The sequence below is a fragment of the Rhodococcus sp. BP-316 genome, assembly GCF_019836105.1.
Classification (GTDB): domain Bacteria; phylum Actinomycetota; class Actinomycetes; order Mycobacteriales; family Mycobacteriaceae; genus Rhodococcoides.
This window is the reverse complement of the sequence record NZ_JABUEE010000003.1, coordinates 460,443-480,058: the sequence shown is the minus strand read 5'-3', so window position 1 is coordinate 480,058 and position 19,616 is coordinate 460,443. Positions and strand designations below refer to the sequence as shown.

Below are 19,616 nucleotides of genomic sequence, written 5' to 3'. Positions count from 1 at the left end.
GCCGTGGGGGTGGGACGTGTGGGGGCGGCTGGTGCTCGTGGCCGCCGTCCTGATCGGCGCCGCCGTCGCGGCTCGCGCTCGGTCGTCGCGCGCCGCGGCGCTCCAGATCGGTTCCGCGGTGGCTCTGGCGGGTGTCGCGCTGAGCCCGATCCTCGGCGGCGCGGGCCCCGGCGTGACGGCGTCGTCGGGGGCCTTCGTGACCGCTGTTGGCGCTGCGGCATCGGCGCTGGTGGCGGCAGGATTTTTTCGTACTGGTGAGTAGATGTCGGCGCAGGTCGGTGATCTGAACCACAAGTTCGACGGGCTGTCGATCAGGCCTCTCGGTGGAAAGTTACAGTCGCAAGTCGGACCCGCTCCTACCCCTCGAGCGGGCGTCAACGCAGACGAGATGGTGAGCTGATGGATCTCTTCGAATACCAGGCGAAGGAACTCTTCGCCAAGCACGAGGTTCCGACGTCGGCAGGTCGTGTCACCGACACGGTCGCCGGTGCACGACAGATCGCCGAAGAAATCGGCAAGCCTGTCATGGTCAAGGCCCAGGTGAAGGTCGGCGGCCGCGGCAAGGCCGGCGGCGTGAAGTACTCCAAGGACGTCGCCGAGGCCGAGGCGAACGCGGAAGCGATCCTCGGGCTCGACATCAAGGGCCACGTCGTCAAGAAGCTCCTCGTCGCCGAGGCCAGCGACATCGCGGAGGAGTACTACATCTCCTTCCTGCTCGACCGCACGAACCGCACGTACCTCGCGATGTGTTCCGTCGAGGGTGGTGTCGAGATCGAGGTCACCGCCGAGGAGAACCCCGACGCGCTCGCCCGCATCCCCGTCGACGCCGTCAAGGGTGTCGACCTCGCCTTCGCGCGTGAGATCGCCGAGGCCGGCAAGCTTCCCGCCGAGGTGCTCGACGCCGCGGCCAACACGATCCAGAAGCTGTGGGACGTCTTCATCAAGGAAGACGCGCTGCTCGTCGAGGTCAACCCCCTCGTGCGCACGCCGGACGACCAGATCCTCGCCCTCGACGGCAAGGTCACCCTGGACGCCAACGCGGACTTCCGTCAGAAGGGCCACGCCGAGTTCGAGGACGCCGACGCGGCGGACCCACTCGAGGCGAAGGCCAAGGAGAACGACCTCAACTACGTCAAGCTCGACGGACAGGTCGGCATCATCGGAAACGGTGCCGGACTGGTCATGTCGACCCTCGACGTCGTCGCGTACGCCGGTGAGGCGCACGGTGGCGTCAAGCCTGCCAACTTCCTCGACATCGGCGGCGGCGCCTCGGCAGAGGTCATGGCCGCAGGCCTCGACGTCATCCTCGGCGACTCGCAGGTCAAGAGCGTGTTCGTCAACGTCTTCGGCGGAATCACCTCGTGCGACGCGGTTGCCAACGGCATCGTCGGCGCTCTGAAGACGCTGGGCGACACCGCCTCCAAGCCGCTGGTCGTCCGCCTGGACGGCAACAAGGTCGAAGAAGGCCGGAAGATTCTCGCCGATGCTGCGCACCCGTTGGTGACACTGGCCGAGACCATGGACGAAGGCGCCGACAAGGCCGCCGAGCTGGCTGCGAAGTAGAGGGCACCGAAACTATGTCTATTTTCCTGAACAAGAACAACAAGGTCATCGTCCAGGGCATCACCGGCGGCGAGGGCACCAAGCACACCGCCCTGATGCTCAAGGCCGGCACGCAGGTCGTCGGCGGCGTCAACGCTCGCAAGGCCGGGACCACGGTCAAGCACACCGCAGCCGACGGTTCCGACGTCGAGCTGCCCGTGTTCGCCAGCGTTGCCGAGGCCATGGAGAAGACCGGAGCCGACGTGTCCATCGCGTTCGTGCCGCCGGCATTCTCCAAGGACGCCATCGTCGAGGCCATCGACGCGGAGATCCCGCTGCTCGTCGTCATCACCGAGGGAATCCCGGTGCAGGACAGCGCGTACGCGTGGGCCTACAACGTCGAAAAGGGCAAGAAGACCCGCATCATCGGGCCGAACTGCCCCGGCATCATCACCCCCGGCGAGGCACTGGTCGGCATCACGCCCGCCAACATCGCCGGCAAGGGCCCCATCGGCCTCGTCTCGAAGTCGGGCACCCTGACCTACCAGATGATGTTCGAGCTCCGTGACTTCGGCTTCTCCACCGCCATCGGCATCGGCGGCGACCCGGTCATCGGCACCACGCACATCGACGCCATCGAGGCGTTCGAGAACGATCCCGACACCGAGATCATCGTCATGATCGGCGAGATCGGTGGCGACGCCGAGGAGCGTGCAGCCGACTACATCAAGGCGCACGTCACCAAGCCCGTCGTCGGTTACGTCGCCGGCTTCACCGCTCCCGAGGGCAAGACCATGGGCCACGCCGGCGCCATCGTCTCCGGCTCGCTGGGAACGGCTCAGGCCAAGAAGGACGCCCTCGAGGCGGCCGGCGTGAAGGTCGGCAAGACGCCGTCCGAGACCGCTGCCCTCGCGCGCGAGATCCTCGAGAAGAAGTAGTCACTCTTTCTTCTCTCACACGAGGGAGGCCGATTTCCCGCTCGGGAAGCTTGCCTCCCTCGTGTCGTTCCGGGGGACTACCGTCGAGGTATGAGCATTCCCGCGACTCACTCCGCCATCGTCTCCGTCGAACCCGACTCGCCGTTCGTGCAGATCGAGCGAGAGACTCCGTCGCCCACCGGATTCGACGTTCTCGTACGTGTCGACGCGGTGTCCGTCAATCCGGTGGACACGAAGGTTCGCTCGTCCTTCGATCCGTCCGACGGCCCGAAGGTCCTCGGTTTCGACGCCGTCGGTGAGGTCGTCGCGGTGGGTTCCGACGCCCGAATCTTCGAGCCCGGCGATCGAGTCTTCTATGCGGGATCCATAGCTCGGGACGGCAGCAACGCCCAGTACCAACTCGTCGACGAGCGGATCGTCGGCCATGCGCCGTCGTCACTGTCCGCCGAGGACGCCGCGGCCGTGCCGCTGACCGCCATCACCGCCTGGGAATCGCTGTTCGTCCGGCTCGGACTCGGGAAAGACAGCACCGGCACACTTCTCGTGATGGGGGCCGCCGGCGGTACCGGGTCGATGATCATCCAGCTCGCCCGGGCACTGACCTCGCTCACCGTTGTTGCCGCGGCATCGCGCGGCGAATCCCGCGACTGGGCAATGGAGATGGGCGCCCATCACGTGGTGGATCGGCACTCCCTCGTGGACGAGGTCGGTGCCCTGGCACCGGACGGCGTCGAGTACGTGTTCTCGCCGTTCTCCGAGGGCAATGTCGACGCCTACGCCGCGGTGATGGCAGTGCACGGTCAGGTCGTGGCGATCGACGATCCGGTCGGCCTGGACCTGATGCCGCTGAAGGCCAAGAGCCAGACCTGGCACTGGGAACTGATGTTCACGGTGCCGTTGTCGTTGCCGGAGAGCACTTCTCAGCACACCATCCTCGACGAGGTCTCGCGACTCATCGACAACGGAACTCTGCGGAGCACCCGCACCACGACTCTGTCACCGTTCGACGTGGACACCCTGCAGGACGCGCACCGGCGGTTGGAAAGTGGCGGCACCATCGGCAAGGTGGTCGTCGTTCGGTAGGAAAATCGTGCCCGAGTTCTTGTCGGTGGGGTGGGTTACTGTCTGCTCAGGTCGTCGGGGGGCGGTCTGATCGAGGCATCACCGGGGGGTGAATTCGTGTACGACACAGTGGTTTCGACGGATGTGTTGGTGTCGGCGAAGGTTGACGCTCAGGCCTCGTTCGCCCGGACCGTGTCGGCGTCGTGTGCGTACGTGCAGGAGTCGTCGCGTCGGCCGTCGGTGCTCGGTCCGGGTGGGGTGTTCGACGCGGAAGCTGCTGAGACCTGTGCGGTGGCGGAGGTCGCGGCGGCGTTGGCGGTGTCGACGCGCACGGTGACCGAGTGGCTGTTTCTGATTCGCACAGCCCGTCCGGCGGTGGCGGAGGCGTTCGATGCGGGCCGGTTGGCGTATGCGGCGTTTCGGACGGTGTGCCGATCGGTGGCCGGGGTTCCGAAGGCCACCGAAGCGCTGCTGCAGCGGGTGATCGCTGCCGCGTCGAGGTGCACTCCGGGTGCGGTGGCAGCGGCGGTCGACCGGATCCTCGCGGAGTTCGACGCGCAGTGGCACCGGGAAGCGCGTGAACGGGCGACGCGGGAGCGGTCGGCAACGGTGCGCAAGCGCCCTCGGGGTCAGGCGGAGCTGACGATTCGTGGTCCGGCGGAGCAGGTCGCCGCGGTGTAGCGGGTGATCGTGTCGGCGGCGCGTGGGGTGTGCGCGACGGATCCGCGGCCGCTGTCCGCGCGGTTGTTCGATGCAGCTCACGCGGTGCTCGCCGGCGGAGCTGTCGCGTGTGACTGTGCCGGCCATGACTGCGAACAGCGGGGGTCGGTCGCCCGTCCGGAGGCTACTGCGGTGATCGTGCTCGATGCGGCCACGGCGGCGGGGTTGGCGGGGGAGCCGGGGCATCTCGTGGGTTGGGGTCCGGTTCCTGCGGACGTGGCCCGGCGAATCGCCGGGGATGCGACGTGGCAGGCGATGATCACCGCCGCGAAGGTCGCGGAACCGCGGGTGGGGTGCAGCTGCCGATGCCCGGAGCACGAGGCCGCGGATGCCGGGCGAGAGGTTCGACGTACTCGGCGGATGCCGGCAGGCTGGACACCGACCACGGGGCGAATGGACAGCGTTCGAGCGCGGGCGGTGCGGGAGGACACCGAGTACCTCCGCGCGCTCCCACCATCGGCGGTGGACCGTGCCGTCGCCGACCCCGACGGACATGGGGGATTCGCCGTACCCCCGGCCGGGGCGTTGACGTACCGGCCGTCGGAAGCGATCGCGTCGCTGGTGACAGCGCTGTATTCGACGTGCGTTCACCCGGGATGTGCTGTGCCCAGCGAGGACTGCGACCTCGACCATGTCGTCCCGTTCGACCACACCGACCCGGAGAGAGGCGGCTGGACCGTCACCGGCAACCTCGCGCCGCTGTGCCGTCGGCACCACGGCCTGAAGACCCGGCGGCAGTGGCACCACCGCATGCTCCGGGACGGGATCGTCCATGTCCGCGACTCGCACGGCACCGACTACTTCACCGCACCCGGCGAGTGAGCGAACCGTTCGAATCACCCAGAGCGCAACGGTGGTTCCGCATCGACCCGGGCGATGTACTTCCGGGCATGACGATCACCGACACCCGCCCCGCCGGCGCCGCCACCGAACCGCGCTGGACCACCGCTCCCACGACGTCCGCGGAATGGATCGACCGTGCCCACGAGGTGGCCGCGATCCTCGCCGTCGACGCCGTCGCCCGTGATCGCGCCACCGAGGCGCCGCACGAGGAGGTGACGTTGTTGAAGGAGTCCGGTCTGGTCACGATCCTCGGGCCGATCGAGTTCGGTGGTGGCGGGCAGACCTGGGAGACCGCCTACCAGGTGATCCGCGCCGTGGCCGCCGCCGACGGGTCGATCGGACAGCTGCTCGGCTACCACCTGCTGTGGTTCTGGGCGGCACGTCTGGTCGGGACGAAGGAGCAGATCGCTGCCGTCGAACAAGCCGCCACCGAGAACGCCTGGTTCTTCGGCGGCGCGGTCAACCCGCGCGACAACGACGTCGAGATCACCGACGAGGGCGACACGATCGTCTACAACGGTGCCAAGACGTTCTCCACGGGCAGTCGTGTCTCCGACGTGACCGTGCTCGAGGGGGTGCTCGCCGGTACCGACACCCACGTCTTCGCCATCGTTCCGTCGAACTCCGAGGGCCTGACGTTCCACGACGACTGGGACAACATCGGTCAGCGTCGCACCGAGAGTGGCAGTGTCACCATCGATCACGTCCGCACCGACTGGAGCTCGGCCGCCGGATTCGCGAACAAAGCGTTCGAGCCGCGGGTCTACAACACCCTCAACGTCCCGATCATCCAGCTGGTGTTCGTCAACTTCTACCTCGGCATCGCACGTGGAGCCCTCGAGACCGCTGCCGACTACACGCGCACCACCACGCGAGCGTGGCTGCACAGCACCGTGGACAACGCGCTCGACGAGCCCTACATCATCGACCTGTACGGAGACCTGACCGCGAAGCTCTGGGCCGCAGAGGCTCTCGCGGACGCCGTGGCCGCGGAGCAGCAGCGGATCCACGAGAACGCCTGGACCGTCACCGAGCACGAGCGCGGCGAGCACGAGGTGCGCGTCGCCGCGGCGAAGGCACGCGCCACGGAGGTCGCCCTGGAGATCACGTCGGGCATCTTCGAGGGGCTCGGCGCCCGCGCCACCGCGTCGAGTCACGGATTCGACCGTTTCTGGCGCAACGTGCGCACGCACACGTTGCACGATCCGGTGGCCTACAAGCGCCGCGAGGTCGGCCGCCACGTGCTCACCGGCGAGTTGCCCCAGCCCACCTGGTACTCCTGAAATCATATGTCGCGCACTATTATCGAACCGAGGACTGCATGAGTACAGAGAAGATCGCCGACGAAGTGAAGTTCGCCTACTGGGTGCCCAACGTCAGTGGTGGCCTCGTCACCAGCGACATCGAGCAACGCACCAGCTGGGAGTTCGAGTACAACAAGAAGCTCGCGCAGACGGCGGAGAACAACGGGTTCGAGTACGCGCTGAGCCAGGTCCGGTACGAGGCCAGCTACGGAGCCGAGTTTCAACACGAGTCCACGAGTTTCAGTCTGGGACTGCTCCTCGCGACCGAGCGCCTCAAGGTCATCGCCGCCGTGCATCCCGGGCTCTGGCAACCGGCCGTGCTCGCGAAACTCGGTGCGACAGCAGACCATCTCTCCAACGGACGCTTCGCCGTCAATGTGGTGAGTGGATGGTTCAAAGACGAGTTCACGCATCTCGGTGAGCCCTGGCTCGAACACGACGAGCGTTACCGACGCAGCGCCGAATTCCTGCAGGTGCTGCGCAAGATCTGGACCGAGGACGACGTCGATTTCCGCGGCGACTTCTACCGCATCCACGACTTCACGCTCAAGCCGAAACCGCTCAACACGCCCGCGCGTCCCAATCCCGAACTGTTCCAGGGTGGTAATTCGTCGGCGGCACGGGAGAACGCAGGTCGGTACTCCGACTGGTACTTCTCCAACGGCAAGGACTTCGACGGCATCACCGAGCAGATCGACGACGTGCGGCGCGTCGCACAGGCCCATCAGCGTGAAGTGAAGTTCGGTCTCAACGGCTTCATCATCGCCCGCGACACCGAGAAGGAGGCGAGGGACACCCTCCGCGAGATCATCGAGAAGGCGAACAAGCCGGCAGTCGAGGGGTTCCGCGGTGCCGTGCAGCAGGCCGGCAGTTCGACGTCGGACAAGAAGGGCATGTGGGCCGACTCGAGCTTCGAGGACCTCGTGCAGTACAACGACGGCTTCAAGACTCAACTGATCGGTACGCCCGAACAGGTGGCGACGCGCATCGTCGACTACCGCGACCGCGGCGTGGACCTCATCCTCGGCGGTTTCCTGCACTTCCAGGAGGAGATCGAGTACTTCGGAGCGAAGATTCTGCCGCTGGTGCGGGAGATCGAGGCCGCGCGGGCGAGTGACCGCGAACCCGTCGGCGTCGCCTGAGCGAGGAGTCACTCACCGCGGGTCCGTAGTGTTGGTGAGCGGCGCGGCCGCCGCAGTCGGCGGCCGACCGACGACCAGCACCGAGGAAGAGGAATCGAGATGACCTTCTCACCAGGGGGACCCGACCACGACCACGGCCGGACGGACCCGCGGACGACCACCTTCGGAGACCCGTCCACGGAGACCGGGCAGGTCGACGACCGTTCAGCGTCGATCGACCGCACTGACGGCGCTGCGACCCCGTCCGTCGACGCGGACGCGGCCGGCGCCGACGACAACACGACCGAGCAGATCGCGGCGCGCACGACGCAGGTCGCCCGTATCGCGTCGTACGTCGTCATCGGCACCGGTGTCCTCGCGTTCCTGCTCGGTCTGTCCGCGCAGTTCGCGCTCGGCGGTGAGTCCTCCAACTTCTTCGAACGCGAGCTGGGCGACCCGACGTCCGTGGCGCTGCTCCTCCTCGCTGCGCTCGTAACGGCCGCGGGCCTCCTGCCGCGGCAGACGACGTCGCGGGGACTGGTCGCGGCGCTGTCCGTCACCGCGTTGCTCACGCTGATCTTCCAGCTGGTGAACCGCGGGGCGGCGTTCACCGCCTTCGGTGAGACCGTCCGCGTCGGTATCGGCATCGGGTCGATCCTGGTGCTGATCCTGGCCATCGTGCAGGTGGCCGCGGCCGTCGGTGCGCTTCTCGTCGACTCGGGAGTCGTGACGGTTCCGGCGCCGCGTCCGAAGCAGCAGCAGTTCGGCCAGCCGGGTGGCCCGGGACAGCAGGGTCCCGGCCAGCAGAACTACGGGCAGCAGGCATATGGCCAACAGGCATACGGCCAGCAGGGTTACGGGCAGCCGCAGAGCTATGGCCAGCCGCAGGGGTACGGCCAGCCGGGTGCCTACGGGCGGCCGGGTGCCTACGGGCAGCCGCAGGGATACGGGCAGCCGCAGGGATACGGGCAGCCGCAGGGATACGGGCAGCCGCAGGGATACGGGCAGCCCCAGGGATACGGACAGCCGGGTGCCTACGGGCAGCCGCAGGGATACGGCCAGCAGGGTCAGGCGCAGCCCGGCGCCTACGGTCAGCAGGGGTACGGCCAGCCGCAGGGCTACGGATCGCCCTACAGCGCCCCGACCGAGCGCTACGGGCAGCCGGTCGGCCAGACCGCCGCGGACACCGCCCCCGCGCACGCCGCATCGGCGGAGTCCGCGACACCTCCCACCGGTGAGCAGTCGTCCGCGCAGCAGCCGAGCACGGAGGGGCACGCACCCGAGCAACAGGCACCCGAGCAACAGGCACCCGAGCAGCAGGCGCCCGAGCAGCAGGCACCGGAAGCCACCCGCGCACTCGACTTCGGCGATCGGTCGGACGACCGCCGCTGAACCGCGTCGTCGGCGCGCCTAGGTTCTCCACCGCGCCGACGGTGAGAACCTGATCGGTGATGACCTCACTACTCGATCGCGAACCGCACACGCGGGGCCGTTTCGGTCCGAGTCCCGACGAGGCTCGAATGCTGCTCACCGTGGCGTTCCGGCCCGTCGGGCTACTCCTGGCCGTCGTCACGGCCGTGGTGCTGGTGACGCTCGTCTCCGCGAACAGCGACCTGACGGGGACGTTCGGCGCGTTGGCCGCCACGTGGCTGGCCGTGCATCAGGTGCCGCTGGGCATCGCCGGTGCGACGTTGTCGATCCTTCCGCTGCTGCCCACTCTCGTGCTGGTGCACGCGGTGTCGTCGGCGGTCGCGCGGCCACTGACCGACGCCTCCACCCGTCGCGACATCGGATGGGTCGTCGGCGCGGCGATCGCGGGTCCGCTCGCGATGGCGGCGGTGATGCTCGCGATGATTCACGACGCGTCCACCGTCATCGCCCTGAGCACGCCCAACGCACTCGCCACCTTCGGGTGGGTGATCCTCGTGCACGGCATCGGTGCGGCGATCGGCTGCATCCGCGGTACCTGGCCCTCACTCATGCGCACGGTGGTCCTGCCGCCGTGGCTCGCAGCGTCCTTCGCTCCCGCGGCGCGTGCCGGCGCGGTACTGCTCGCCGGTGGCGCCGTCGTCGTCGCCGCCTCTCTCGTGCTGTCCTTCTCCACGCTCGGCACGCTGCTCGAGTCCGGCGGCGGGATCGGCGGAGCGCTGGGTCTGACCGCGATCTCGGTGCTGTATCTGCCCAACATCGTGGTGGCGGCGTCGTCGGTCGTCACCGGGTCGTCCGCCCACGTGGGCGCGGCGATGGTCTCCGTCACCGAGACGACCGGCGGTCAGCTTCCTGCCGTCCCGGTGCTGGCAGTCATGCCCGAATCGTCGGCCCAGGTGTGGTGGCCGGTCATGCTCGTCGTCCCCGCACTCGCCGCCGTGGTGCTCGGGCGTGCGTGTGCTCGTGCGACGACGTCCCTGGTGGACGCGGTGCGCAGTGCCGCCGCCGCCGCGGTCTGCGTGAGCGTGGCGGCCGTCCTGATCGGCGTCGTCGCCGGTGGCTCGGTGGGAACGTTCGGCCATCTCGGTGTCGATGCGCCGCTCCTCGGCGTCACCACCTTCGCGTGGTGCCTCGTGGTGGGCGCGCTCACCGCGGCCGTCACCGCCTGGTCGATGCGGCGCCACGACATCCACGGATGGCACGAGGACAGCGAAGCCGAGGAGAGCGAATCCGACGACTCCGCGGGCACATCGATGCTCGGTGAGCCGGCCGCCCTCCCCGCAGCCCCGGACGCCGCGCCGACGGACACGGACATCGTGGAAGCCGAGACCGAAGTCGAGACCACCGACACCGACACCGTCGAGACCGAAGACGATGCCGTGGAGGCGGACGTCGTCGACGCCGAGATCGTCGACCTGCCGGACGAGTCGGCCGAGCCCGAGAAGCCCGGCGGCACCGACACCGCTCCCTGACGCGCGTCTTCCCCGAGCGAGGCCGATCGAGGAGGCGAACGGCGGCCGTCTAGGCTTCCTGTCGGCGTGATCCCACGCCGACAGAGCACCTGACCCGCCCGAGCAGCTGAGGAGAAGCACGCTGTCTGCCCCGCGTTCGACACCCGGGCGGGACCTCCCGGCCCGCGTCGTCGTCCTCGCTTCGGGGGTCGGATCACTGCTCGGATCGTTGGTCGAGGCCGCGTCCGCTCCCGAGTTCCCGGCCGAGGTCGTCGCCGTGGTGGTGGATCGCCCGTGCGGTGCCGAGAGCGCAGGGCTGCCGTCCCGGCGAGTGGCCGTGTCGGACCACGGTTCGCGTGCGGAGTGGGATGCCGCCCTCACCGAGGTCGTGGACTCCTGGTCACCGGATCTCGTCGTGAGCGCGGGATTCATGCGCATCCTCGGGCCGGTGTTCCTCGCACGCTTCGGTGGCCGCATCGTCAACACCCACCCCGCACTGCTGCCGTCGTTCCCGGGCGCGCACGCGGTGGCCGACGCCCTCGCCCACGGTGTGAAGGTCAGCGGGTCCACCGTCCACCTGGTGGACGACGGTGTGGACACCGGGCCCATCGTGGCGCAGGAAGCTGTTCCGGTGCTCGACGGCGACACCGAGGAGTCGCTGCACGAGCGCATCAAGATCGTCGAACGACGGCTGCTGATCGACGTGGTCGCCGCCGTCGCCACACGCGGAGTCATCACCGATGGACGAAAGGCCCAGATCCCCAGTGACTAACCCAGAGAACACGCGCGCCGTCTCGCGCGCACTCGTCAGCGTCTACGACAAGACCGGTCTGGACGAGCTGGCCGTGGGCCTTCACGCCGCCGGGGTGGAGATCGTGTCCACCGGATCGACCGCCGGGCGCATCGCCGCCGCGGGCGTGCCGGTGACTCGGGTCGAAGACCTCACCGGCTTCCCCGAGACCCTGGACGGCCGCGTGAAGACGCTGCATCCGCGCGTGCACGCCGGCGTCCTGGCGGACACGCGCAAGCCGGAACACCTCGCGCAGCTCGACGAGTTGGGCGTCGCTCCGTTCGAGCTCGTCATCGTCAACCTCTACCCGTTCACCGAGACGGTGGCGTCCGGTGCGAGTCCGGACGAGTGCGTGGAGCAGATCGACATCGGTGGCCCGTCCATGGTCCGCGCCGCGGCGAAGAACCATCCGTCGGTGGCGGTCGTGGTGGATCCCGCTCGCTACGCCGACGTGCTGACCGCGGTGCAGGGTGGCGGATTCACGCTCGAGCAGCGAATCGCTCTGGCCGCCACGGCGTTTCAGCACACCGCAGCATACGACGTCGCGGTGGCGTCCTGGATGACCGACGTCCTCGTCGCCGGCGGTTCCGACGAGTCCGAGCACTTCCCGGCATGGATGGGCGCGACCTACGAGCGCGCCTCGGTTCTGCGCTACGGCGAGAATCCGCACCAGGCCGGCGCTCTGTACGTCGACCCGTCCGCTCCCGCCGGCATCGCGCAGGCGGAGCAGGTGCACGGCAAGGAGATGTCGTACAACAACTACACCGACGGTGACGCCGCCTGGCGTGCCGCGTTCGACCACGATCTCCCGTGCGTGGCGATCATCAAGCACGCCAACCCGTGTGGCATCGCGGTGTCGGCGTCCGGCTCCATCGCCGAGGCGCATCGCAAGGCGCACGCCTGCGATCCGGTGAGCGCGTACGGCGGCGTCATCGCGTCCAACCGCGAGATCACCGTCGAGATGGCCGAGCAGGTCGCCGAGATCTTCACCGAGGTCATCATCGCCCCGTCCTACGCCGACGGCGCGCTGGGAGTGCTGCAGCGCAAGAAGAACATCCGCGTCCTCGTGTGCGAGCCGCCGACGGCGGTGCCGGAGATCAAGCAGATCTCGGGCGGCCTGCTGCTGCAGGACCGTGACCGTCTCGACGCCGCGGGCGACGATCCGTCGGGGTGGACCCTGGCCGTGGGCGAGCCCGCCGACGAGGCAGTGCTGGCCGACCTCGAGTTCGCCTGGAAGGCGTGCCGCGCCGTCAAGTCCAACGCCATCCTCATCGCCGCGGACGGTGCGTCCGTGGGAGTGGGCATGGGACAGGTCAATCGGGTCGATTCCGCCGAACTGGCCGTGCGCCGCGCCGGCGACCGCACCACGGGCGCCGTGGCCGCGTCGGATGCCTTCTTCCCGTTCCCCGACGGCTTCCAGATCCTCGCCGCAGCGGGGGTGGCGGCGGTGGTGCAGCCCGGCGGATCGATCCGCGACACCGAGGTCGTGGAGGCAGCGCGCGAGGCGGGCGTGACCATGTACCTGACCGGGTCACGCCACTTCGCACACTGACCTCTCCCGAACCTCGACCCCCCCCGGGCTCAGCCCTTCGCGAGAACCTTCTCGATGGGCTTCGCGAGCTTCTCCGGCTTGGTGGTCGGCCCGAAACGGTCGACCACCTTGCCGTCGGCGTCGATGAGGAACTTGGTGAAGTTCCACTTGATCCGGCTGCCCAGCACGCCCGACTTCTGGTCGCGCAGCCACTTGTAGAGCGGGTGAGCGCCGTCGCCGTTCACCTCGATCTTCTCGTGCATCGGGAACGTGACGTCGTACCGCAGCGAGCAGAAGTTCTTGATCTCGTCGGCGTCGCCGGGCTCCTGGTGCCCGAACTGATCGCACGGGAAGCCGAGAACCACCAGCCCCTGCGGCCCGTACGTCTTGTTCAGCACCTCGAGGCCCTCGTACTGCGGCGTGAATCCGCACTGCGAAGCGGTGTTGACGATGAGGAGCGGCTTGCCCTTGTAGGCGGCGAGGTCGACGGGCTCGCCGTCGATGGTCGTGGCGGTGAAGTCGTATGCACTGGTCTCGGTCACCGCTCGACGCTACCGGCAGGAGGCCACATCGTGTTTGGTCTGTTCTCGGCGAGGGTAGACGCGGGCCATGACTCAGGACCACCGTGACGGCGACCCGGACGGCGGAATGAAGGAGGGCAGCTCGGAGCGCGAGCCTCGCGACGACGAGCGGACCTTCCGCGCACACGCCGGCGAGGCCATCGCCGATGCCCGGAACTGGCCCGGCTACTTCCTCATCGCACTGGGCCTCGGGGCCATGGGTCTCGGGCTCACTGCCGCAGGAGGCGGTTTCGAGGGGTGGGTGATGATCCTGTTCCCGGCCACCGTGATCCTCTGGGCCGCCGGTCTGACAGTGATCCTGCTCGAACGCAAGCGCGTCAAGAACGCCGAGGGCAAAGACCTGACGGACCCGTCGGGGCACTGATCGAGCTGTGCACGTGCCGAAACGGCTCGACGCTCGTACGTTGGAAGGGTGACCCAGTCTCCCAGTAGTCGAGATCCACACCCGCGCGCGACCACCCTCGGTGAACTCCGCGCGTCGGGACACGTCCAGAAGACAGTCAAGAACGAACTCCGCGACAACCTGCTCGACGCCCTGCGCGAGGGCCGCGACGCATGGCCCGGCATTCTCGGATTCGAGAACACCGTCCTTCCGCAGATCGAACGCGCACTCCTCGCCCAGCACGACGTCGTTCTCCTCGGCGAGCGCGGGCAGGGCAAGACCCGCCTGCTCCGTACCCTCGCCACGCTGCTCGACGAGTGGACGCCCGTCATCGACGGCTCCGAGCTCGGTGAGCATCCCTACGACCCCATCACCCCCGCCTCGATCCGCCGGGCAGCCGAACTCGGCGACGATCTGCCGGTGTCCTGGCGCCATCGCTCCGAGCGGTACTCGGAGAAGCTGGCGACCCCGGACACGTCGGTGGCCGACCTCGTCGGCGACGTCGACCCCGTGAAGGTCGCCGAGGGCCGCAGCCTGGGCGATCCGGAGACAATCCACTTCGGCCTCGTGCCGCGTACCCACCGCGGGATCGTGGCGATCAACGAGCTGCCCGACCTCGCCGAGCGCATCCAGGTGTCGTTGCTCAACGTGATGGAGGAGCGCGACATCCAGATCCGTGGCTACACGGTGCGGTTGCCCCTCGACGTGCTCCTCGTCGCGAGTGCGAACCCGGAGGACTACACCAACCGCGGTCGGATCATCACTCCGCTGAAGGACCGGTTCGGCGCCGAGATCCGCACCCACTATCCGATCCTGCTGACCGACGAGATCGCGGTCATCGAGCAGGAGGCCGACCTCACCGCAGTCGTGCCGCCGCACGTGCTCGAGGTGCTGGCGCGGTTCACCCGGCTGCTGCGTGAATCGCCGTCGGTCGACCAGCGTTCCGGCGTCTCGGCTCGGTTCGCCGTCGCCGCCGCCGAGACCGTCGGCGCGGCCGCCGTGCACCGTGCCGCCGTGCTGGGCGAGTCCGATCCGGTGGCTCGACCCGTCGACACCCAGACGATCGTCGACGTCCTGCGGGGCAAGGTGGAGTTCGAGTCGGGCGAGGAGGGACGGGAGATCGAGGTTCTGAACCACCTGCTGCGGCGGGCCACAGCCGACACCGCACGGGACTCACTCGGCGGTATCGACCTGGGCCCTCTCGTCACGGCCGTCGAGCAGGGTGAGCCCGTGATCACCGGTGATCGAGTCACCGCGAAGGTGCTGCTGAACGAGTTGCCGGATCTTCCTGTCATCGACGAGATCGCCGAGCGTCTGGGCGCGACCTCCGACGGTGAGCGCGCCGCGGCTGTCGAGCTCGCGCTCGAGGGTCTCTACCTCGCACGTCGCATCGGCAAGGACACCGGCGACGACGGGCAGACGGTGTACAGCTGATGGCGGGCCACAACTCCCGGTACGGGCCGTACGTCGACGGTCCGGATCCGCTGGCGCCACCCGTCGATCTGCGGGAGGCGCTCGACGCGATCGGTCAGGACGTTCTCGAAGGTGCGTCGCCGCGCCGCGCGATGCAGGAGATGTTGCGTCGCGGGACGAAGAACATGCGCGGCCTGGACGATCTCGCCGCGCGGGCGAACCGTCGTCGGCGGGAACTGCTGAAGAACAAGAATCTCGACGGCACCCTGCAGGAGGTGCGCGAGCTGTTGGACGAGGCGGTCCTCGAGGAGCGCAAGACCCTGGCCCGTGCGCTGGACGACGACGCCCGCTTCCAGGAGATGCAGATCGCCGAACTGCCTCCGTCGACGGCGCAGGCCGTGCAGGAGCTCGCCGACTACGACTGGCGCAGCAGCGAGGCGCGGGAGAACTACGAGAAGATCAAGGATCTGCTCGGCCGCGAGGTGCTCGATCAACGCTTCAAGGGCATGAAGCAGGCACTCGAGGGGGCCACCGAGGAGGACCGTGCTCGGGTCGCCGAGATGCTGTCCGATCTCAACGACATGCTCGACGCCCATGCGCGCGGGGAGAACACCGACGAGCAGTTCGAGAAGTTCATGCGCGATCACGGTGAGTTCTTCCCCGAGAATCCCGAGACCATCGACGACCTGATCGATGCTCTCGCGGAGCGGTCCGCGGCAGCGCAGAGGCTGCGGAACTCGCTCTCCGCGGAGCAGCGTGCCGAGCTGGACGCGTTGGCGCAGCAGGCCTTCGGCAGCCAGGACCTGATGGACCAGCTGTCGCGACTCGACGCGAATCTGCAGTCTGCCCGGCCGGGGGAGGACTGGGACTCCGCCCAGAAGTTCCGCGGTCAGGAGGGCATGGGACTCGGCGACGGGACCGGTGTGCTGCAGGACATCGCCGAACTCGAGGAGCTGGGGGACCAGCTCTCGCAGCAGTACAATGGTGCGGCGCTCGACGACATCGACGCCGATGCGTTGCTGCGCCAACTGGGTCCGGAGGCGGCCGCGGACGCGCGGACGTTGGCGGACCTGGAGAAGGCGTTGCAGCAGGAGGGTTTCCTCGACAAGGGGGCCGACGGACAGTGGCGCCTGTCCCCGAAGGCCATGCGGCAGTTGGGGCAATCGGCTCTGAAGGACGTCGCGGGCGGCATGGCATCGCGCCGCGGTGAGCGTGACACCCGCCGAGCGGGCGCGATGGGCGAGCCCACCGGTGCGTCGCGCGCCTGGGAGTTCGGCGACACCGAGCCGTGGGACGTCGTCCGGACGGTGACCAACGCCGTCCTGCGCACCGCGACGGAACCTCGCGGAGACGGCGAGACCGGAGTGCGTCTGGCCGTCACCGACGTCGAGATCAGCGAGACCGAGCTACGGTCACAGGCCGTGGTGGCCCTGCTGGTGGACACGTCGTTCTCCATGGTGATGGAGGGTCGCTGGGTTCCGATGAAGCGGACGGCGCTGGCGTTGAATCACCTCGTCAGCACGCGGTTCCGCGGCGACGATCTGACGATGATCGGTTTCGGACGACACGCGCAGACGCTCACACCGTCGGAACTGGCGGGGCTCGACGGCGCGTGGGACCAGGGCACCAACCTGCACCACGCGCTGATGCTGGCCACGGCGCACCTGCGGCGCAATCCCAACGCCCAACCCGTGGTGCTCATCGTCACGGACGGCGAGCCGACCGCCCATCTCGAACCGGACGGCCACGCCTTCTTCGATTATCCGCCGCATCCGCGGACCCTCGGGTTGACGGTCAGGGAGCTCGATACCCTGGCGAAGATCGGTGCGCAGGTGACGATCTTCCGGCTGGGAGACGATCCCGGTCTGGCCCGCGTCGTGGACCGGATGGCCCAGCGCGTGGGCGGGCGGGTCGTCGCACCCGATCTGGACGGACTCGGTGCCGCGGTGGTGAGCGACTATCTGAGCGCCCGCAGGAAGCGCTGAGCCGGCTCAGGTCCCGTTGAGCACCGTGCGGGTGCCCACCGGGGCCGCGAGCTGCAGCTCCATGGTCCCGTACACGGCGATCATGATGCAGGACTTGTCCTTCGCGGATTCGAGGGTGCCGGTCCGGACGGTGACCACCACCGTCTCCTCGGTCTCCTCCACGGTCGCGTCGGCGCCGTAGCACTCGGGAGTGCCGGTGACGAAGTGCACCGCGATCCGGTTGCCCGGCAGCGCGGTCCACGCCTCGAACGGTGTGGACTGCGCCATCACCAGCGACGCGCCGGGTGTGAACTCGGTGCCCACCTGGTCCGCGGCCACCTCGTGGGGAACCGGCGGTGAGCCGGGGACGGGCACGAGGTCGGTGGGGGACGCCGCGCCGGTCTCGAGGTCGCCGGCGTCGCCGGGGTCGGAGGAGCCGCATCCGCCGAGTGCGACACACAACAGCAGCCCCAGGGCGAACGACCTCATGACCTCCACGGTAGCGCGGCCGCGCGCGGGCCCGGCCGAGCTCGCTCCCACGGTCACGCGAGCAGCGCGGCGACGAGGGCGATGACGGGAACGGACACCAGCGTCGTGACGAACGCGGTGTCGCGTGCCAGCACGGTTCCGCGGCCGTAGCGGGTGGCGTAGATGAACACGTTCTGCGCGGTGGGAAGCGCTGCGATGACCACCACGGCGAAGAGGTCGTGGCCGTCGATGCGCCACACCCACCGCGCCAGGACGTAGGTGAGGACGGGCAGCACGGCCATCTTGAGAAAGGTCGCCAGCGCGACGTCGCGGCGCGGTCCGGCTCCCCGCTCGAGCACGCGTACGCCCTGCAACGACATGCCGAAGGCGAGAAGGGCGCCGGGAACGCTGGCGCCGCCGAGCAGTGCGAACGGCTGCATCACGGGGTCGGGCAGGCTCAGACCCGTCACGGCGAGCGCCAGTCCGGCGAGGCCGGCGAGGACGATCGGGTTGGTGAACGGGGCTGCCACGACACCGACCAGCGAGGTGCCGCGCGACGACGTCGAGACGTCCAGGATCGTCAGGGCCAGCGGCGAGTAGATCATGATCTGGAAGAGCAGCAGCGGCGCGACGAACGAGGCGTCGCCCAGGACGTACACGGCGATGGGGATGCCGAGGTTGGCCGCGTTGACGTAGGACGCGGCGAGTGCCCCGATGGTGGCCTCGGGGACCGTGCGCTTCGTGATCGTCAGGGCGATCACCAGATACAGGGCTCCGACCAGCAGAGCCCCCACGGCCGTGATGGCGAGTGTGGGGGAGAAGATCACCGACAGGTCGGCGCGGGCGAGGGTGTCGAACAGCAGCGCCGGAGTGGCGACGAAGAACACCATCCGCCCCAGAACGAGTCCGCCGGACTCACCGAGTACGCCCGTACGGGCGACGACGTAGCCGATGAAGACGACCACGAAGATGACGGTGAATCCGGCGAGAACTCCTGACACGGGGGGCCTGTCAGCCCCTACCGGTCGACACTCAGCGGGTGGTGAACGGAAGGAGCGCCATCTCGCGTGCGTTGCGCACGGCGGTGGCGACCTGACGCTGCTGCTGGGGGGTCAGCCCGGTGACACGGCGGCTACGGATCTTGCCGCGATCGGAGATGAACTGACGCAGCAGGTTCACGTCCTTGTAGTCGACCTCGGTGATGCCCGCCGCGATGAGCGGGTTCTTCTTGGGCTTGCGATCCTTCTCGACCCGATCCTTCTTGGACGGGCCCCTCTTCACTGCCATGAGTTCTCCATCTCACCAACTGCTCTTGTGGACGCCGGGAAGTTCCCCGCGATGTGCTCTCTCTCGAACGCCGATGCGGGAGAGTCCGAATTTTCGGAGGTACCCGCGCGGGCGACCGTCCGCAGCGTCTCGATTGCGCAATCTTACCGGACTCGCATCGCGCGGTAGACGCTGGAGAGCCCGCTGCGCCGCGAACCGGTCCTCGTCGCTCGTCGAGGGCCTCCGGATCAGCTCTTTCAGCTCGTGGCGACGTGCCGCGTGGCGGGCGACGATCTCGGCCCGCTGGGTGTTGCGGGCGATCTTCGACTTCGTGGCCATCAGCGTTCCTCCCGGAAATCGACGTGTCGACGCACGACGGGGTCGTACTTGCGCAGGACCAGTCGGTCGGGATCGTTGCGCCGGTTCTTCCGGGTGACGTACGTGTGGCCGGTGCCGGCGGTCGACGTCAGTTTCACGATCGGCCGGACGTCGGTGCTCTTGCTCGCCATGTCAGAACTTCTTTCCGGCCGCGACGAGCCGCGTGACGACGGAGTCGATGCCGTCGCGGTCGATGGTCTTGATCCCCTTCGCCGAGACCGTCAGCCGCACTCGTCGGCCGAGGCTCGGTACGAAGTAGGTCTTGTGCTGCACGTTGGGGTTCCACCTCCGACTCGTGCGGTGGTGGGAGTGCGAGACGGACTTCCCGAAGCTCGGGACCCGTCCTGTGACGTCGCAGTGCGCGGACATCGCGAACCCTTCCTCTCTGTCGACTGGTGACCGGTGACTTTATCGACAACAATTGTCGACAAGCG

General features: G+C 68.4%; 19 protein-coding genes and 2 pseudogenes. 14 read left to right on the top strand and 7 right to left on the bottom strand.

Annotated elements, in window-relative coordinates; genetic code table 11:
• The 11 genes and pseudogenes from HQ312_RS08550 to purH all read left to right on the top strand — a co-directional run.
• A pseudogene (locus HQ312_RS08550) lies at window positions 1–262 on the top strand (hypothetical protein); the annotation flags it as partial.
• Between the two features lie 137 nt (window positions 263–399).
• Window positions 400–1,563, top strand: coding sequence for an ADP-forming succinate--CoA ligase subunit beta (gene sucC / locus HQ312_RS08545; protein WP_056446972.1), 1,164 nt, complete (start codon window positions 400–402; stop codon window positions 1,561–1,563).
• A gap of 14 nt (window positions 1,564–1,577) precedes the next feature.
• Window positions 1,578–2,480, top strand: coding sequence for a succinate--CoA ligase subunit alpha (sucD, locus tag HQ312_RS08540; RefSeq protein WP_027504157.1), 903 nt, complete (start codon window positions 1,578–1,580; stop codon window positions 2,478–2,480).
• Between the two features lie 90 nt (window positions 2,481–2,570).
• Window positions 2,571–3,563, top strand: coding sequence for a zinc-binding alcohol dehydrogenase family protein (locus tag HQ312_RS08535; protein WP_222638321.1), 993 nt, complete (start codon window positions 2,571–2,573; stop codon window positions 3,561–3,563).
• Window positions 3,564–3,593: 30 nt separating this feature from the next.
• Window positions 3,594–5,084: pseudogene (locus HQ312_RS21855) on the top strand (DUF222 domain-containing protein).
• 68 nt (window positions 5,085–5,152) lie between these two features.
• Entirely contained in the window at window positions 5,153–6,388 is a 1,236-nt protein-coding gene (locus tag HQ312_RS08520) for an acyl-CoA dehydrogenase family protein (protein ID WP_222638318.1), read from the top strand.
• Window positions 6,389–6,426: 38 nt separating this feature from the next.
• Window positions 6,427–7,551 carry a dimethylsulfone monooxygenase SfnG gene (sfnG, locus tag HQ312_RS08515; protein ID WP_027504151.1) on the top strand — a complete coding sequence of 375 codons (1,125 nt, stop codon included), beginning with the start codon at window positions 6,427–6,429 and terminating at the stop codon, window positions 7,549–7,551.
• A gap of 99 nt (window positions 7,552–7,650) precedes the next feature.
• Window positions 7,651–8,922 carry a DUF5336 domain-containing protein gene (locus HQ312_RS08510; RefSeq protein WP_222638317.1) on the top strand — a complete coding sequence of 424 codons (1,272 nt, stop codon included), beginning with the start codon at window positions 7,651–7,653 and terminating at the stop codon, window positions 8,920–8,922.
• 59 nt (window positions 8,923–8,981) lie between these two features.
• Complete coding sequence (locus HQ312_RS08505; protein WP_222638316.1) at window positions 8,982–10,430, top strand: DUF6350 family protein; 1,449 nt, start codon at window positions 8,982–8,984, stop codon at window positions 10,428–10,430.
• A gap of 106 nt (window positions 10,431–10,536) precedes the next feature.
• Window positions 10,537–11,181 (top strand): phosphoribosylglycinamide formyltransferase, encoded by a 645-nt coding sequence (purN, locus tag HQ312_RS08500; protein ID WP_222629067.1) that lies wholly within the window; start codon window positions 10,537–10,539, stop codon window positions 11,179–11,181.
• Complete coding sequence (gene purH, locus HQ312_RS08495; protein WP_051612967.1) at window positions 11,150–12,751, top strand: bifunctional phosphoribosylaminoimidazolecarboxamide formyltransferase/IMP cyclohydrolase; 1,602 nt, start codon at window positions 11,150–11,152, stop codon at window positions 12,749–12,751. The genes purN and purH overlap by 32 nt, the downstream gene beginning before the upstream one ends.
• Before the next feature lie 29 nt (window positions 12,752–12,780).
• On the opposite strand, the gene HQ312_RS08490 is transcribed toward purH, so the two are convergent.
• Window positions 12,781–13,272, bottom strand: coding sequence for a glutathione peroxidase (locus HQ312_RS08490; RefSeq protein WP_204866400.1), 492 nt, complete (start codon window positions 13,270–13,272; stop codon window positions 12,781–12,783).
• A 67-nt stretch (window positions 13,273–13,339) separates the two neighbouring features.
• Between HQ312_RS08490 and HQ312_RS08485 the strand changes: the two genes are divergently transcribed.
• The 3 genes from HQ312_RS08485 to HQ312_RS08475 are packed head-to-tail and all read left to right on the top strand — an operon-like array spanning window position 13,340 to window position 17,091.
• Window positions 13,340–13,675 (top strand): hypothetical protein, encoded by a 336-nt coding sequence (locus HQ312_RS08485; protein ID WP_081821049.1) that lies wholly within the window; start codon window positions 13,340–13,342, stop codon window positions 13,673–13,675.
• A 48-nt stretch (window positions 13,676–13,723) separates the two neighbouring features.
• Window positions 13,724–15,127 carry a sigma 54-interacting transcriptional regulator gene (locus HQ312_RS08480; RefSeq protein WP_222627689.1) on the top strand — a complete coding sequence of 468 codons (1,404 nt, stop codon included), beginning with the start codon at window positions 13,724–13,726 and terminating at the stop codon, window positions 15,125–15,127.
• Window positions 15,127–17,091: a VWA domain-containing protein gene (locus tag HQ312_RS08475; RefSeq protein WP_056446995.1), complete on the top strand. Its 1,965-nt coding sequence runs from the start codon at window positions 15,127–15,129 to the stop codon at window positions 17,089–17,091. The genes HQ312_RS08480 and HQ312_RS08475 overlap by 1 nt, the downstream gene beginning before the upstream one ends.
• Window positions 17,092–17,097: 6 nt before the next feature.
• Here the strand turns inward: HQ312_RS08475 and HQ312_RS08470 are convergent, their stop codons facing one another.
• Genes HQ312_RS08470 through rpmB form a run of 6 tightly spaced genes read right to left on the bottom strand, consistent with a single transcriptional unit; the run spans window position 17,098 to window position 19,551 of the window.
• Window positions 17,098–17,559, bottom strand: a complete 462-nt coding sequence (locus tag HQ312_RS08470; protein ID WP_027504144.1) for a hypothetical protein — start codon at window positions 17,557–17,559, stop codon at window positions 17,098–17,100.
• Between the two features lie 53 nt (window positions 17,560–17,612).
• Window positions 17,613–18,539, bottom strand: coding sequence for an AEC family transporter (locus tag HQ312_RS08465; RefSeq protein ID WP_056447002.1), 927 nt, complete (start codon window positions 18,537–18,539; stop codon window positions 17,613–17,615).
• 31 nt (window positions 18,540–18,570) lie between these two features.
• A complete protein-coding gene (rpsR, locus tag HQ312_RS08460) occupies window positions 18,571–18,825 on the bottom strand; it encodes a 30S ribosomal protein S18 (protein ID WP_027504142.1) in 255 nt (84 codons plus the stop codon).
• A gap of 12 nt (window positions 18,826–18,837) precedes the next feature.
• Window positions 18,838–19,143: a 30S ribosomal protein S14 gene (gene rpsN / locus HQ312_RS08455; RefSeq protein ID WP_222638315.1), complete on the bottom strand. Its 306-nt coding sequence runs from the start codon at window positions 19,141–19,143 to the stop codon at window positions 18,838–18,840.
• Window positions 19,143–19,313 carry a 50S ribosomal protein L33 gene (gene rpmG / locus HQ312_RS08450; protein ID WP_027504140.1) on the bottom strand — a complete coding sequence of 57 codons (171 nt, stop codon included), beginning with the start codon at window positions 19,311–19,313 and terminating at the stop codon, window positions 19,143–19,145. The genes rpsN and rpmG overlap by 1 nt, the downstream gene beginning before the upstream one ends.
• Before the next feature lies 1 nt (window position 19,314).
• Window positions 19,315–19,551, bottom strand: coding sequence for a 50S ribosomal protein L28 (gene rpmB, locus HQ312_RS08445; protein ID WP_027504139.1), 237 nt, complete (start codon window positions 19,549–19,551; stop codon window positions 19,315–19,317).
• Window positions 19,552–19,616: the final 65 nt, after the last annotated feature.

Coding starts and splice junctions, on each gene's coding strand:
- sucC (WP_056446972.1), top strand. CDS start 400: ATGGATCTCTTCGAATACCAGGCGAAGGAACTCTTCGCCAAGCACGAG.
- sucD (WP_027504157.1), top strand. CDS start 1,578: ATGTCTATTTTCCTGAACAAGAACAACAAGGTCATCGTCCAGGGCATC.
- HQ312_RS08535 (WP_222638321.1), top strand. CDS start 2,571: ATGAGCATTCCCGCGACTCACTCCGCCATCGTCTCCGTCGAACCCGAC.
- HQ312_RS08520 (WP_222638318.1), top strand. CDS start 5,153: ATGACGATCACCGACACCCGCCCCGCCGGCGCCGCCACCGAACCGCGC.
- sfnG (WP_027504151.1), top strand. CDS start 6,427: ATGAGTACAGAGAAGATCGCCGACGAAGTGAAGTTCGCCTACTGGGTG.
- HQ312_RS08510 (WP_222638317.1), top strand. CDS start 7,651: ATGACCTTCTCACCAGGGGGACCCGACCACGACCACGGCCGGACGGAC.
- HQ312_RS08505 (WP_222638316.1), top strand. CDS start 8,982: ATGACCTCACTACTCGATCGCGAACCGCACACGCGGGGCCGTTTCGGT.
- purH (WP_051612967.1), top strand. CDS start 11,150: ATGGACGAAAGGCCCAGATCCCCAGTGACTAACCCAGAGAACACGCGC.
- HQ312_RS08485 (WP_081821049.1), top strand. CDS start 13,340: ATGACTCAGGACCACCGTGACGGCGACCCGGACGGCGGAATGAAGGAG.
- HQ312_RS08475 (WP_056446995.1), top strand. CDS start 15,127: ATGGCGGGCCACAACTCCCGGTACGGGCCGTACGTCGACGGTCCGGAT.
- HQ312_RS08470 (WP_027504144.1), bottom strand. CDS start 17,559: ATGAGGTCGTTCGCCCTGGGGCTGCTGTTGTGTGTCGCACTCGGCGGA.
- rpsR (WP_027504142.1), bottom strand. CDS start 18,825: ATGGCAGTGAAGAGGGGCCCGTCCAAGAAGGATCGGGTCGAGAAGGAT.
- rpsN (WP_222638315.1), bottom strand. CDS start 19,143: ATGGCCACGAAGTCGAAGATCGCCCGCAACACCCAGCGGGCCGAGATC.
- rpmG (WP_027504140.1), bottom strand. CDS start 19,313: ATGGCGAGCAAGAGCACCGACGTCCGGCCGATCGTGAAACTGACGTCG.
- rpmB (WP_027504139.1), bottom strand. CDS start 19,551: ATGTCCGCGCACTGCGACGTCACAGGACGGGTCCCGAGCTTCGGGAAG.